Origin of the sequence: Mesorhizobium sp. M1A.F.Ca.IN.022.07.1.1, assembly GCF_003997575.1 — a bacterium.
In the GTDB taxonomy this organism is placed as follows: Bacteria; Pseudomonadota; Alphaproteobacteria; order Rhizobiales; family Rhizobiaceae; genus Mesorhizobium.
Window position 1 is genome coordinate 1 of the sequence record NZ_RZST01000154.1, and the last position, 12,961, is coordinate 12,961.

Here is a 12,961-nt window from a genome sequence, read left to right on the forward strand (position 1 = left end):
CCGCTGGTCGTCTCGATCACCGGCATCGAAGGCGGCGGCGATCACATTGTAGGCGCCGCCGCCTTCGATGCCGGTGATCGAGACGACCAGCGGGTCATACGGATCGATCTCGCGCGACACGATCTTCTGCAGCTCTGTCACTATCGAGCAGGCGACGGCGATGGCGTCGACGCCCTCGGACGGTTTTGCCGCATGCGCGGAATTGCCGATGACGGTAATGTCGAAAATATCGCAGGCAAGCGTATACGGCCCCGCGCCGACCGCAATCTTTCCGGTCGAGGTATAAGGATCGACATGGATGCCGATGGCCGCGTCGACGTCGTCCAGCAGCCCTTCGTTGACGACCCGGCGGCCGCCGAGCGGTTCCGCCTCTTCGGCGGGCTGGAAGATGATTCTGACGGTGCCGCTGAACGACTGCTTCTGGCGCTCCAGAAGAACGGTGGCGGCATAGCCCATGGCCGTATGAGCGTCGTGGCCGCAGGCATGCATGACGCCCGGGCGCTCGGAGCTGAACGGCACGCCCGAGACTTCCGTGATCGGTAGCGCGTCGATGTCGGCGCGGATCACGATTCTGCGGTTCGAAGGACCGGCCGTCCCGACCACGTCGACGGCGAGACCAAAGCCGGCCACGGGCCTGATGCCGCTCAGCCCGGCTTCTTCCAGCACCTGTCTCAGATAGGCCTGCGTCTCGGTCTCTTCGTTCGAGAGCTCCGGATTGCGGTGGAGGTGGCGGCGGATCTCGATCATCCTGCGCTCCAGCGCGGCATCCATCAATCCATTGCCGATTTCAACGTTTGACATGGATTTCTCGCGGGAAGCTGGTCAGCGTTTCGCAGCCGTCGGCAGTGATGAGGATCGTTTCGCTCACTTCGATCCCCCAGCCATCCATCCACATACCGAGGATGGAATGAAGGACGTTGCCCGGCTTCAAAATCGTCTTGTCGCCCTGGCGCAGACTGATCGTGTGTTCGCCCCAGTCTGGCGGATAGGCGGCCCCGATCGAATAGCCGATGCGGGACTCCTTCTTCAGGCCGTAGCGCTGGATGACCTTGCGCCAACTCGCCTCGACGTCTTCCGCCACAACCCCAGGCTTGATCGCAGCAAGGACGGCCTCCATGCCTTCGAGCACGGCCTTGCCGGTGTCGCCGACCTTGGCGGGCATGGCGCCTAGCTGAAGCGTCCGCGCCAGCCCGGCGGCGTAGCGGCGCACGACCCCGGCGAGTTCGAGTGCGACGGTTTCGTTGCCGCCAAAGCGGCGGTCGCTCCACATGATGTGCGGTGCCGAGGCGTTTTCGCCGCCCAATATGGTCGGCGGTAGGGCGGTGATGTCGCCAGCGAAATCCGGCGAGCCGGCGATCTGGGCGGCCTGGATCCTGGCGATGGCGTCGCACTCGCGCACGCCTGGCGCAATCACGTCATAGGCCGTGGTGACCGCCGCCTCGGCAAGGCGCGAGGCTTTTTGGAGGTAGCCAATCTCGGCGTCCGACTTGACGCTGCGGATCCAGTTCACCAAAAGGTCGGCATCGTGGAAGATTGCATTCGGCAGGCCCGCGGTCAGCCGCGCATGCGCCTTAGGGGAATAGTAGTAGGCCTCGAGCTCGATGCCGATATTGCCGCGCCCCCAGCCCTTTCTTTCGATCCAGGCAGCAATCCAGTCCATTGGGTGGCGGTCAGGCCGCTGGACATGATCTTCCGGAAACCCGACGACGTTCTCGGGCTTCATCCATGCGGTCAACAGCCCGCCCGCGGCATCCATGGCGCGACCGATCCAGACTGGCTCCTCGTCGGCGAGCGGCACCAGGACCATTTGCGGCGTATAGAACGACCAGCCGTCATAGCCGGTGATGTAGTGCTGGTTGGCGACGTCGTTGACCATCAGCAGGTCAAGGTTGCGGCGCGCCATTTCGGCGCGGATGGCGGAAAGCCTGCTGCGGTATTCGCTGAGCGCAAAGGGCAATTGGATCATATCGAATCATCCTATTGTATCGTGTCCGAGTGTGTTCATTTAACGCCAGTGCTAAGCGGGCGGGGCCGACCCGGCTTGCAACAGGGCAAATCGGCAAGAGTGATCGAAGCCGGACCTGTTCGACCTCTCGTCTCCCGCTCGGTTATGCTGAGGCCAGTCAGCAAAGGAGCGCCATACGCAATCAAGAGGAAACAACGCGGCGCTCTGCTAGTGGCAGTTAGGCATTCTTTCGTTACTTAGCCTCCGATCGATTTGCTGGGTTCTATTTTCCGGCCCGTTCGACCGCATTCTCTCTCGTTGGTAAACTGGTAATCGTGATTGATGCGGCGCGCACCCGTAAGCGTCGCGATACGCTTTTGAGAAATGCGATGCTGAGACAAAGCCGCAAGCCATCGCGATTTCAACGACTGGCAGGCGCGAGCTGATGAGTAGCAGGTGCGCTCGTTCCAGACGAAGATCCAAATAATAGCGGCTCGGAGAACATCCTAGTTCCCGCCTAAACAGCCGTTCGATTTGACGGCGGGATAGTCCAGCGACTCCCACAAGTTCGTCCAATAGCAATGGCTCGGTGAGGTTTGCCTCCATCGCCTCGATTACCTTGATGACCGCCTGGTGATTTAGTTGCACTCGAGAATGAAGAGGTAGTCGTTGGCGGTCACCCGCTGAACGGGTGCTACACGCGATAGCTTTTTCGCAAATTCGGTTCACGACTATCGCGCCATGATGGTGGTCGACTAAGTCAAGAAACATGTCGAAAGGGGCGTCCCCTCCGGCGCAAGTGTATAGATTCCCGTCCCGCTCGAAGGCTGTTTGACTGGCTATCACGCCTGGGAAGCGCTCAGAGAACATAGGAAATTGCTCCCAGTGAACCGCGCAACGCCGCCCTTCTGCAAGCCCCGCCCGAGCAAGCGCAATCGTACCGCTACTTATCCCTACGAGGCTGCTGCGGCGGTTGCGACACTCTCGTAGCCATGCATCAAGCTGTTTGTGCGGACCAGGAGCATTGCGCCCGCCCACGACTACGACAGCAGGTGCTGAGATCGATCGCCGAGTCCTTTCACGTTCGAAGGACAACGAAGAATCGGCGCAAACCAACAACCCGCAACTCGAGGTCGCAGGTTGCCCGTCGTCCGAAATGACCTGCCAGCTATACACGTCCCGCCCCAACACCTCGTTGGCGAGCCTCAGCGCTTCTACTGCCGACGAGAAGGCCTGGAGCGAAAAGGCCGGGAGGAGATAAAAGCAAAAATCTCTGCACGTGGGCTGTGAGTCTAGCATCCCGGGGGTTCCTTCTCCTGCCCTGATCTCTCGTGCGTCCAGCGGCCATACCAAAACTGCGCGACTGACTTCCTTCGTTGGAGACCAGAGCAGCTACGCGACAGCAAGCGCTCTGCGCCTATCGAATCGTATTCTGCTAGCTGCTTCGGAAGACCCGATCGGCCCCGGGTTCCAGACCAGGCTAGGCTCCGCTCTTGGGCGCTGTTGGCGCCGGCCCACTGCGGTCGGGCGGGCCGTTTTCTCGCGCAACGTGTCATTTCATGTTTCCGCTCGCGTCCCGGTGAACCGCTCGATACAGCGGGCCAGGCTGTGCCTGCCGAACATCGGAAGGCTTTCAGGGCATCCTGACACCGCAAGTTCGGCTTGCCGTGCGCCTCAGATGTTAAGCCCGTCTCGCGTGAGCTCATCCATAACCAAGCGAACTGCACTTTCGGCGATGCCAACGATTTCTTCGACTTCAGCCTTGGTTGTCACCAAGGGAGGAGCGAAGCCGAGAATGTCACCATGCGGCATGGCGCGAGCGATCAGACCGCGTTCACGCGCTGCCTTGGAGATTCGCGCGCCGATCTTGAGTGTCGGATCGAAACGCTTCCTGTTGTCTCGATCGGCTACGAACTCGATTGCGGCCATAAGGCCGACTCCGCGCACTTCGCCGACGATCGGCAATTGGGAGAATTTCTCCTTCAGCTGCGCTTGGAAAAAGGCGCCGACGTCACGGGCGTTCCCCGGAAGATCTTCTTTCTCGACGATATCCAGCACAGCGTTGGCCGCGGCAGCCCCGATCGGATGACCTGAATAGGTGTAACCGTGCGAGAATGCGCCGACCTTGTCCGCCCCGTCCTCCAGGACCGCGTAGACCTTTTCACCGACAATTGCCGCGGAAAGTGGGAAATAGGCCGAAGTCAGACCTTTTGCGATCGTGATGAGGTCTGGCTCGATGCCATAGTGCTGCGAGCCGAACATGGAACCGGTGCGGCCGAACCCGGTGATTACTTCGTCGGCAATCAGAAGCACATCATGCTTTTTGAGGACCGTCTGTATAGCTTCCCAGTAGCCTTCCGGCGGAGGCGTGATGCCACCGGTGCCGAGCACGGGCTCGCCAATGAAGGCGCCAACGTTGTCGGGGCCTAGGCGCTCGATCAGTTGGTCAAGCTCGACGGCGCGGCGTGCGGAGAATTCGCGTTCGGTCTCGCCTGGGTTCGCGCCCCAGTAGTGATGTGGAACACCAGTATGAACGATCTGCGGGAGCGGCAGGTCCATATTGTCGTGATAGAAGCTCATGCCGGTCATCGAGCCGGACACGACGCTGCAGCCGTGATAGCCGCGCTCACGCGAGATGATCTTCTTCTTGTTCGGCTTGCCACGCAGATTGTTGTAATACCAGACAAGCTTGGCCTGGGTCTCGTTCGCATCCGAGCCGGACATGCCGTAGAACACCTTGCTCATCTTCCCAGGCGCCATCTTCACGAGGCGATCAGAGAGGATGGCGAGCTCATCGGTCGTGTGCGCCGCATAGGAGTGGTAATACGCTAGGCGATAGGCCTGACGCGAGATCGCTTCAGCCACCTCAGTGCGGCCATAGCCGACATTGACGCAGTAGAGGCCGGCAAAACCGTCGATAAATTGGTTGCCATGCGCGTCCTGAATGCGGATTCCCTTCCCTGTCTCGACGATCGTCGGGTCGCCGAGCTTACCGGTAGCGAAATCCTTGAGCTGCGTGAATGGATGCAGGACAGCGTTTCTATCCTTTTCGCTGATATCCTTGATGTTGATAGTCATACGGTTTCCTTTCAGTCTAAGATGTTGCCGATGCACACGTATTTGGGTTCGAGATATTCGGCGAGACCATGTCTTGAGCCCTCCCGGCCGAGGCCGGATTGCTTCCATCCGCCGAAAGGTATGGGCGCGCCGGTAAATTTCGCGGTGTTGACGGCGACCATGCCGTATTCCAACTGGTCGGTCAGCCGCATGGCCCGGTTCAGATCTCTTGTGTAAACGTAAGCCGCAAGGCCCATTTCCGAGTTGTTGGCCCGCGCAAGCACCTCCGCCTCTTCATCGAACGGAAGGATTGCAGCCACCGGCCCAAAGGTCTCTTCCTTGGCGATCAGCATGTCGTCAGTGACGTCGGCTAGAACAGTCGGGGTCACAAAATTACCGCCGAGCGGACTGTCCTGTCCGCCAACAACGATTCGGGCACCGGCACAAAGAGCTTCGGAAACCTGTCGTCTGCACTTTTCCGCGACTGAGGGTTTGGTCATTGGACCAATGTCGACACCTGGCTCGAATCCGTGCCCGACTTTCAGTTTACTGGCGGCCTTCGCGAATTCCTCTACAAAGCGCTGATAGCTTCCCCGCTGGACGTAGATCCTATTCGCTGCCAGGCAGTCCTGACCGGATGTGGCGAATTTGGCTGCCATGCATCCAGCCACGGCAGTCTCCAACGGTGCGTCATCGAATACGATAAAAGGAGCATTGCCGCCGAGCTCAAGGGAAGCCTTCTTCAGCGTTTTTGCGGACTGCTCGAGCAGGATCCGACCGACCTCGGTCGAGCCCGTGAACGAGAATGCCCGCACATCGGTATGATTCAGCAGCCGCTTGGCGAGTGGGGCAGCCTCTCCCGTGATCACTTGAAACACGCCGGCGGGAATTCCTGCGTCCTCGGCAAGACGGGCAAGTGCCAGAGCTGACAAGGGGGTTTCGGGGGCGGGCTTGACAATCATGGTGCAACCGGCCGCCAGCGCGGCTCCTGCTTTCCTGGTGATCATCGCCGAGGGAAAGTTCCAAGGCGTTATGGCGACCGTTACTCCGACCGGCTGGACCTGCACGGAGAGTCGGCTGCCGGCGAGATGGCTCGGGATGGTCTCGCCGTAGGCCCGCTCGCCCTCCGCTGCAAACCAGTCAAGAAAGCTAGCGGCATATGAAATCTCACTGCGCGCCTCGGTCAACGGTTTGCCTTGCTCGGCGGTCATGATAGCGGCAAGGTCTTCCGCATTCTCGCGCATACCTGCGGCCCATTTCCGCAGGTATTCGCCCCGTACCGAAGGAAGAACATCGCGCCATCGTTGAAATGCGCTTTTCGCGACGTTGACTGCAGTGTCCACGTCGGAAATCTCACAGGCTGCCACCTGAGCCAGTTCCTCGCCAGTAGCCGGGTCAACGACAGGGATTATTTCAACCTTGGAAAGCCAGGCGCCATTCACATAAGCGCACTTTTGCAGAAGGTCCGGCCGCTTAAGCCCCTTTAATGTGGGTGAACCTTTCATTTGTAACCCCAAATCGAGTGTTCATTTTCGTCAAACTAACCCCGCAACTGCGACGATTGGCAGCGTGACGTACTGCCGTTAAGGCGTTCTCCTGCGAATAATGACGTTCTGCTGAGTTTTTCCGTCTGATCTCGGTCTGCTTTTGGGGAGCCGCATTAAGGAAAGAGGACATTTCTGCCAGTCTACGCGTGGCCTACGACGTGGCGGACGTAGCTGGTAGGTGTCGGCCAGGCTATAGCGGTGCCTCTTGCGGAGATGTGCCGGCACTGGGTTGCACAGTACACGGGGCTAGTTGTCGTGGCGCTTCGATAAATCGACGAACGTCTCGACTGAAAGAGCATTGGGTGACCTTTATGCGAGAGATCTCCTGCCTAGCCATCGTCGCGGTGGAGATCTAATTCGTCCAAACCCCACCCTCTCACCAGTCTAAAATCCTTTTGCCAAAGATAGATCTACGGTGGGCGTTCCGAGCGGGCCGTCGCCCGCCCGATAAGCGACGAAAGAACTATGGAAAGAGGATTAGCTGCGCGACCGCGCAAAAAACGCAGATGTTGTGCGGCATCTCCTCGCTAGCGGCACAAGCCCAGCGTCTAAGGCGTGCTACCGTGTGAAAGGAAAACAAGCAGACATGGAAAATGTCTGCCTTGTCTGACAGCCCGGGTGCAGGGGAGACGCAACATGAGCCACACCATCAACCACCTCAAAAAGCTGAGGCTCCAGCGCAGCGAACTGGCCGTTCCGGGTTCTAGCCCGGAAATGATCGACAAGGCGGCGAAAGGCGCCGCCGACTTCGTCTTCCTCGACATCGAGGACGCGGTCGCCCCACCCGACAAGGAGCGCGCCCGCAAGAACATCATCCAGGCGCTGAACGACATCGACTGGCGCGCGAAGGGCAAGACCGTCTCGGTGCGCATCAACGGCCTCGACACCCATTACATGTATCGCGATGTCGTCGACGTGATGGAACAGGCCGGCAATCGGCTGGACACCATCCTGGTGCCGAAGGTGGGCGTGCCGGCCGACCTCTATATGGTCGAGGCCATGATCAACCAGATCGAGATGGCCAAGGGTTTCAAGACCCGTGTCGGTCTTGAAGCGCTGATCGAGACGGCGCTCGGCATGGCCAATGTCGAGACGATCGCCGCCACGCCGGGCCGGTTGGAAGCCATGCATTTCGGCGTCGCCGACTATGCCGCCAGCAACAAGGCACGCACTGTCAACATCGGCGGCCTCAATCCCGACTATCCCGGCGACCAGTGGCATTTTGCCTTGTCGCGCATGACCGTCGCCTGCCGCGCCTATGGCCTGCGCGCCATCGACGGACCGTTCGGCGATTTCTCCGATCCCGAAGGCTACGTGGCCGCCGCCAAGCGCGCCGCGGCCCTCGGCATCGAAGGCAAATGGGCGATCCACCCTTCGCAGATCGCTTTGGCCAACGACGTGTTCTCGCCGCCTGAGAAGGAGGTCACGCGAGCACGCCGCATCCTGGAGGTGCTCAAGGAAGCGGAGGCGCTCGGAAAGGGAGCCGCCGCTCTCGATGGCAAGATGATCGACGCGGCTTCGGAGCGCATGGCGCGCAACGTGCTGGCGGTCAACGAGGCGATCGAGCGCGCCGGCAAGGCGCAGACGACGCACTGAGAGTTTTCGGGAGGAAAAGATGGACATTCACGAATACCAGGCCAAGGAACTGCTCGCCCGTCACGGCGTGCACGTGCCGCGCGGCGGTCTGGCCTATAGTCCGGAGCAGGCGACCTACCGTGCTAGCGAGATCGGTGGCGGCAAATGGGTAGTCAAGGCGCAGATCCATTCCGGCGCGCGCGGCAAGGCTGGTGGCATCCGCATCTGCACGTCCGACCAGGAAGTGTCCGATGCCGCCGAGGCGATGCTGGGCAGGAAGCTGGTGACGCATCAGACGGGGCCGCGCGGCAAGTTGGTGTCGCGGCTCTATGTCGAAGAGACCGTCGACATCCGCCAGGAAATCTATCTCGCCTTTGTTCTCGACCGTAAAGCGGAGCGTGTGACGATCGTCGCGTCTGCGTCCGGCGGCATGGAGATCGAAGAGATCGCCGAAAAGCAGCCAGATTCAATCATTCGCGCGACCGTGGACCCCGGCGCGGGGATGCAGCAGTATCAGGCGCGCGAGATCGCCTTCGGGCTTGGTCTCGAGAACAACCTGATCGGCAAGGCGACCGAAACGCTACTTGGTTGCTATCGCGTGTTTCGCGACTACGACGCCTCGATGCTCGAAATTAATCCATTGGTGGTCACGCGTGACGGTAATCTGGTGGCGCTGGACGCCAAGATGTCGTTCGATGAAAACGCGCTGTTTCGTCGTCCCCAAATTTCCGAATTGCGCGACAAGTCGCAGGAGGATCCGCGCGAAACCTTTGCCAGCGACCGTGGCCTGTCCTATGTCGGCCTCGACGGCGATATCGGCTGCATCATCAATGGCGCCGGCCTGGCCATGGCGACGATGGACATGATCAAGATCGCCGGCGGCGAGCCGGCAAACTTCCTCGACATCGGCGGCGGCGCCTCGCCCGAGCGGGTCGCGAAATCGTTCCGCGCCGTCCTTGGTGACAAGAATGTCAAGACCATCCTCGTCAACATCTTCGCAGGCATCAACCGCTGCGACTGGGTCGCCGAGGGCGTTGTCAAGGCAATCCGAGAAGTCGGCGTCAACGTGCCGTTGGTGGTGCGGTTGGCCGGCACCAAGGTCGAGGAAGGGCGCCGCATCCTGGCCGATTCCGGCGAGGCGGTGATTGTGGCAGACACGCTGGCGGAAGCAGCCGAAAAAGCCGTCGCCGCCTGGCGGTCCGCCACGATGAAAAAAGCAGGCTGAGGGGAGGAAAGAATGGCAATTCTGCTTAGCCGGGACACCCGCGTGATCGTGCAGGGATTTACCGGCAAGATCGGCAGTTTTCACGCCGAAGACATGAAGCGGTACGGCACTAATGTGGTCGGCGGCGTCACACCCGGCAAGGGCGGCCAGACACATCTCGGCCTGCCGGTGTTCAACACCGTCAAGGGCGCGGTGCGCGAAACCGGAGCCGATGCGAGCATCGTCTTCGTGCCGCCGCCTTTCGCAGCGGACTCGATCATGGAGGCTGCGGATGCCGGCATCAAGTTCTGCGTCTGCATCACCGACGGCATTCCCTCTCAGGACATGATGCGGGTGAAGCGATACATGCGCCGCTACCGCTTCGAGGATCGCATGCGGCTGGTCGGGCCGAACTGCGCCGGCATCATCACGCCCGGCCAGGCGGTGATGGGCATCATGCCGGGGTCGATTTACCTGCCCGGGCGTGTCGGCATTGTCGGGCGCTCCGGCACGCTGGGCTACGAGGCGGCCTCCCAGATGAAGGCGCTCGGCATCGGCGTGTCGACCAGCGTCGGCATCGGCGGCGACCCGATCAACGGCTCGTCTTTCAAGGACATCCTAGAACTGTTCGAGCAGGACGACGACACCGACGCCGTGGTCATGATCGGCGAGATCGGTGGACCGCAGGAAGCCGAAGCTGCGATCTGGGCGCGCGACAATATGCGCAAGCCGCTGATCGCCTACATCGCCGGGCTTTCGGCACCGAAGGGCCGCCGCATGGGTCACGCCGGCGCGATTATCTCCGCCTTCGGCGAGTCGGCGCAGGAGAAGGTCGAGATCCTGAAGGAAGCAGGCGTCGTCATCGTGCCGACGCCGGCTTCCTTCGGCGAGGTTGTGGCCAGCGTGATGTGCGGTCGCACGAAGGCCGCATAGCGCGCAAGATATGAGGTCAATTTGAGGGAACCGCCCGTCGCCACGTGTCTCAAGACGGTGATGCCATGATGGGCGACGGCATCGAGGTCGGGCGAATTGGCCGGCAGGTGCGCGAGACGGGCTTCGATCGCCTGGGAAGTCGAGATATTTTCCGCGAACAATTGGTGGAAGCAGGCTGCCGACCATGTCTTGGCGCGGAGAGTGACGCAGCGCAGGACTGGTGGAATGACGGCAATTGCCGAAAATCTGGAGGGCGGCGGCAGGCAGACGATACGCCGCCGCGATCCCGATCGCACGCAGGCCTCGATCCTCACGGCGAGGGTCGACGCCATCGCTGCGTAGGCCTACATCAACAAGCGCATGCTCTACCACTATTTCGGCAATAAGGACGATCTTTACCTCGCCTTGCTGGAAGAGGCCTATGCTGCGATCCGTGCGGCGGAAAGCGAGCTCGTGCTCAAACAGGGGAGCCCGCCAACCGCCATGCGCAAGCTGATCCTGTTCACCTGGCGCTACTATCAAGAGCATCCTGAGTTCCTCAGCCTGCTGGCGACAGAAAAAGTCAACCGCTGCGTCGCTCTAAGCGAGTCGGCAAGCATACGCGAACTGAACTCCCCACTGATCGCGACGACAGGCTCCCAGCTGGAGCAGGACGTTGCGGAAGGTAGATTTCGCCACGGCGTCGATCCGTTCAAGCTTTACGTCTCGATCGCTTCGCTCTTAATCTGGCCAACCGATGGACGCTAAGCGTCAACTTCGGGAGGAACCTCGGCGAGCCGGATGAGATCGAAGCGTGGGGCGAGTACATCGTCAACATCATACTGGGATATTTGCGTCCGTGAGCAAAACTGCATTCGATAGTATACTCGACCGATTGAGCGGCGAGACGAGGATCGTGCCGGTGATCGGTCACCCGGTCGTCCAGGTCAAATCTCCTGCGGCGTTGACCGCCGGTTTCTTCGAGCAAGGACGTAACACCCTTTGCATTCCGATGGACGTCGAAGCGGCGCATCTGGATGTCACGCTCGCGGCGCTCGCGGCCATCCAGAATCTAGACGGCATCGTGGTGACCGTGCCGCACAAGATGACAGCGGTTGCCGCCTGCGCGACACTCACCGAGCGCGCGCGTTTCATCGGGGCAGTCAACGTCATTCGACGTGGCGCTGACGGCAGCCTTCACGGTGATATGTGCGACGGTGAGGGCTTCGTGGCGGCCGCCAGGCAAAAAGAGGCTCTGTTCCCTCGAAGCAAGGCGCTGCTATTGGGCGCTGGTGGCGCTGGTTCCGCGGTCGCCCATGCGATGGCGCAGGCAGGCGTCGCTAAACTTGCCATAGCCGAGGTCGACGCCAATCGGCGAGACGACCTGATCGGACGCTTGCGCGGTGCGGGGCATGACGCAGTTGCGCATGACGGCGGCGGGCTCGCGGATTTCTCCGTCATCGTCAACGCTTCACCCATCGGCATGAATTCGACGAAATCCCCAATGTCACTCGAAGGGATCAAGCCGGATTGCTTCGTCGGTGACGTGGTCACGCGTCCCGAGGTCACCGCCTTCATCGAGGACGCCCGCGCCCGCGGATGTCTGACCGCCACAGGCACAGACATGTACAAGGCGGTCGCAAAATTGATACTGACCTTCCTCGCGCGGAACGGCGAGGCCGTCCTCTGAAGAGGCTAGTCCAAAGCGCGCGCGCTCGACGCCCGGACGATCAGCGAAGGTTAAGGTTCGTGACCTGGATCTCGCGTCCGGGATCCTCCATCCGCCTCAGCAGGTGAAGCGCAGCTTCCTTTCCGATCATGTAGGGAAAAAGCGAGACCGTCGTGAGGCTCGGAAAGGACGTCTCCGATTCCGGTGTCCCGTCGAAGCAGACCAAGGAAAAATCCTTTCCGGGTTCGATGCCGCGGATGCGTAGAGCCGGCATGAAGGATACCGCAACGTAGTCGTTGTAGGTAACCGCTGCCGTGGGCCGGAGGGCGAGATTCAGGACTTGGTTCATGTCGGCGATGGTTTGCCCTGCTGGGCAGGCCAGCCGTGCATAATTGGGGTTCGAACTCGATCCCGTGCATGTTGAGCGCCGCAAAATAGCCGGCGAGTCGGTCGTTGCGGATGGAACTCGCCGGCTCGCCGCCGAGAAATGCGATGCGCCGATGTCCGAGTTTTATCAAGTGTTCGGTCGCGAGGCGGGCCGCCTCGAAAATGTTCGCTCCGACAAAGTCGAATCCCGATCCCGCCATGGGCCGTGCCGCGAGGCAGATCTTCAGCCGGCTGTCCTTCAACCACCGTACGAAATCGAGCGGCGTCTCCGTTATGGCGCGAGAATAATACCGGCGACATCATGCTCGATGAGCGATGTAAGCAGGCGATCCTGCCGGTCCAATTTGTTCGAGGTCTCAGATAGATGAGAAGCCCGCGCTCGTCGAACACGTCTTGAATGCCGGCGATCATCTCGGCGGAAAAATGGATTGCGAATGTCGTTGATCACGACACCGACCGCTTCGGAAAGCGCGTTTGCGCAGATTGGCCGCCGCGCGATTGAAGGTGTAGCCGAGCGCGCGCATCGAGGCCTCCTCGTGCTGAGCCGTCTCCGCCGATATGCGCGGATTCTGATGCAGCACCAATGACACGGTAGAACGTGACACTCCGGCATGCCGGGCAACGTCGTTGATTGTGACAGACATGGAGATCGCACGGGCGGGGAT

Annotated in this window: 12 protein-coding genes; 5 read left to right on the forward strand and 7 right to left on the reverse strand. The window is 60.7% G+C overall.

The genetic code is table 11. The features are described from left to right. The 5 genes from EOA75_RS18000 to EOA75_RS18020 form a co-directional block, all read right to left on the reverse strand. Positions 1–801 (reverse strand): amidohydrolase (locus tag EOA75_RS18000; RefSeq protein WP_245466663.1); only part of this gene is annotated, 801 nt, incomplete at its 3' end. Beyond that, on the reverse strand, positions 788–1,966 hold the full coding sequence (locus EOA75_RS18005; RefSeq protein ID WP_127324788.1) for a M24 family metallopeptidase: 1,179 nt from the start codon (positions 1,964–1,966) through the stop codon (positions 788–790). The genes EOA75_RS18005 and EOA75_RS18000, both read right to left, overlap by 14 nt. A gap of 207 nt (positions 1,967–2,173) precedes the next feature. Continuing rightward, complete coding sequence (locus tag EOA75_RS18010; RefSeq protein WP_245466664.1) at positions 2,174–3,244, reverse strand: GlxA family transcriptional regulator; 1,071 nt, start codon at positions 3,242–3,244, stop codon at positions 2,174–2,176. Between the two features lie 375 nt (positions 3,245–3,619). Continuing rightward, complete coding sequence (locus EOA75_RS18015; RefSeq protein WP_127324790.1) at positions 3,620–5,023, reverse strand: aspartate aminotransferase family protein; 1,404 nt, start codon at positions 5,021–5,023, stop codon at positions 3,620–3,622. Between the two features lie 11 nt (positions 5,024–5,034). After that, positions 5,035–6,507, reverse strand: a complete 1,473-nt coding sequence (locus EOA75_RS18020; protein WP_127324791.1) for an NAD-dependent succinate-semialdehyde dehydrogenase — start codon at positions 6,505–6,507, stop codon at positions 5,035–5,037. Positions 6,508–7,185: 678 nt separating this feature from the next. On the opposite strand from EOA75_RS18020, the gene EOA75_RS18025 reads away from it, so the two are divergent. The 5 genes from EOA75_RS18025 to EOA75_RS18045 all read left to right on the forward strand — a co-directional run bounded on the left by EOA75_RS18025 (position 7,186) and on the right by EOA75_RS18045 (position 11,930). Continuing rightward, entirely contained in the window at positions 7,186–8,145 is a 960-nt protein-coding gene (locus EOA75_RS18025; RefSeq protein ID WP_127324792.1) for a CoA ester lyase, read from the forward strand. A 19-nt stretch (positions 8,146–8,164) separates the two neighbouring features. Further along, a complete protein-coding gene (locus EOA75_RS18030) occupies positions 8,165–9,349 on the forward strand; it encodes a malate--CoA ligase subunit beta (protein WP_127324793.1) in 1,185 nt (394 codons plus the stop codon). 12 nt (positions 9,350–9,361) lie between these two features. Continuing rightward, on the forward strand, positions 9,362–10,261 hold the full coding sequence (gene sucD / locus EOA75_RS18035) for a succinate--CoA ligase subunit alpha (RefSeq protein WP_127324794.1): 900 nt from the start codon (positions 9,362–9,364) through the stop codon (positions 10,259–10,261). Positions 10,262–10,621: 360 nt separating this feature from the next. Beyond that, on the forward strand, positions 10,622–11,008 hold the full coding sequence (locus tag EOA75_RS18040) for a TetR/AcrR family transcriptional regulator (protein WP_127324795.1): 387 nt from the start codon (positions 10,622–10,624) through the stop codon (positions 11,006–11,008). A 91-nt stretch (positions 11,009–11,099) separates the two neighbouring features. Then, on the forward strand, positions 11,100–11,930 hold the full coding sequence (locus tag EOA75_RS18045; protein ID WP_164747428.1) for a shikimate dehydrogenase: 831 nt from the start codon (positions 11,100–11,102) through the stop codon (positions 11,928–11,930). A gap of 40 nt (positions 11,931–11,970) precedes the next feature. Here EOA75_RS18045 and EOA75_RS35780 read toward each other — a convergent pair whose 3' ends face one another. Then, a complete protein-coding gene (locus EOA75_RS35780) occupies positions 11,971–12,258 on the reverse strand; it encodes a substrate-binding domain-containing protein (protein WP_348628665.1) in 288 nt (95 codons plus the stop codon). Between the two features lie 445 nt (positions 12,259–12,703). Further along, the coding region (locus EOA75_RS18055; RefSeq protein WP_164747429.1) for a LacI family DNA-binding transcriptional regulator at positions 12,704–12,961 on the reverse strand (258 nt) is incomplete at its 5' end.

Coding starts and splice junctions, on each gene's coding strand:
- EOA75_RS18020 (WP_127324791.1), bottom strand. CDS start 6,507: ATGAAAGGTTCACCCACATTAAAGGGGCTTAAGCGGCCGGACCTTCTG.
- EOA75_RS18030 (WP_127324793.1), top strand. CDS start 8,165: ATGGACATTCACGAATACCAGGCCAAGGAACTGCTCGCCCGTCACGGC.
- sucD (WP_127324794.1), top strand. CDS start 9,362: ATGGCAATTCTGCTTAGCCGGGACACCCGCGTGATCGTGCAGGGATTT.
- EOA75_RS18025 (WP_127324792.1), top strand. CDS start 7,186: ATGAGCCACACCATCAACCACCTCAAAAAGCTGAGGCTCCAGCGCAGC.
- EOA75_RS18005 (WP_127324788.1), bottom strand. CDS start 1,966: ATGATCCAATTGCCCTTTGCGCTCAGCGAATACCGCAGCAGGCTTTCC.
- EOA75_RS18040 (WP_127324795.1), top strand. CDS start 10,622: ATGCTCTACCACTATTTCGGCAATAAGGACGATCTTTACCTCGCCTTG.
- EOA75_RS18015 (WP_127324790.1), bottom strand. CDS start 5,023: ATGACTATCAACATCAAGGATATCAGCGAAAAGGATAGAAACGCTGTC.
- EOA75_RS18010 (WP_245466664.1), bottom strand. CDS start 3,244: ATGCTAGACTCACAGCCCACGTGCAGAGATTTTTGCTTTTATCTCCTC.
- EOA75_RS35780 (WP_348628665.1), bottom strand. CDS start 12,258: ATGAACCAAGTCCTGAATCTCGCCCTCCGGCCCACGGCAGCGGTTACC.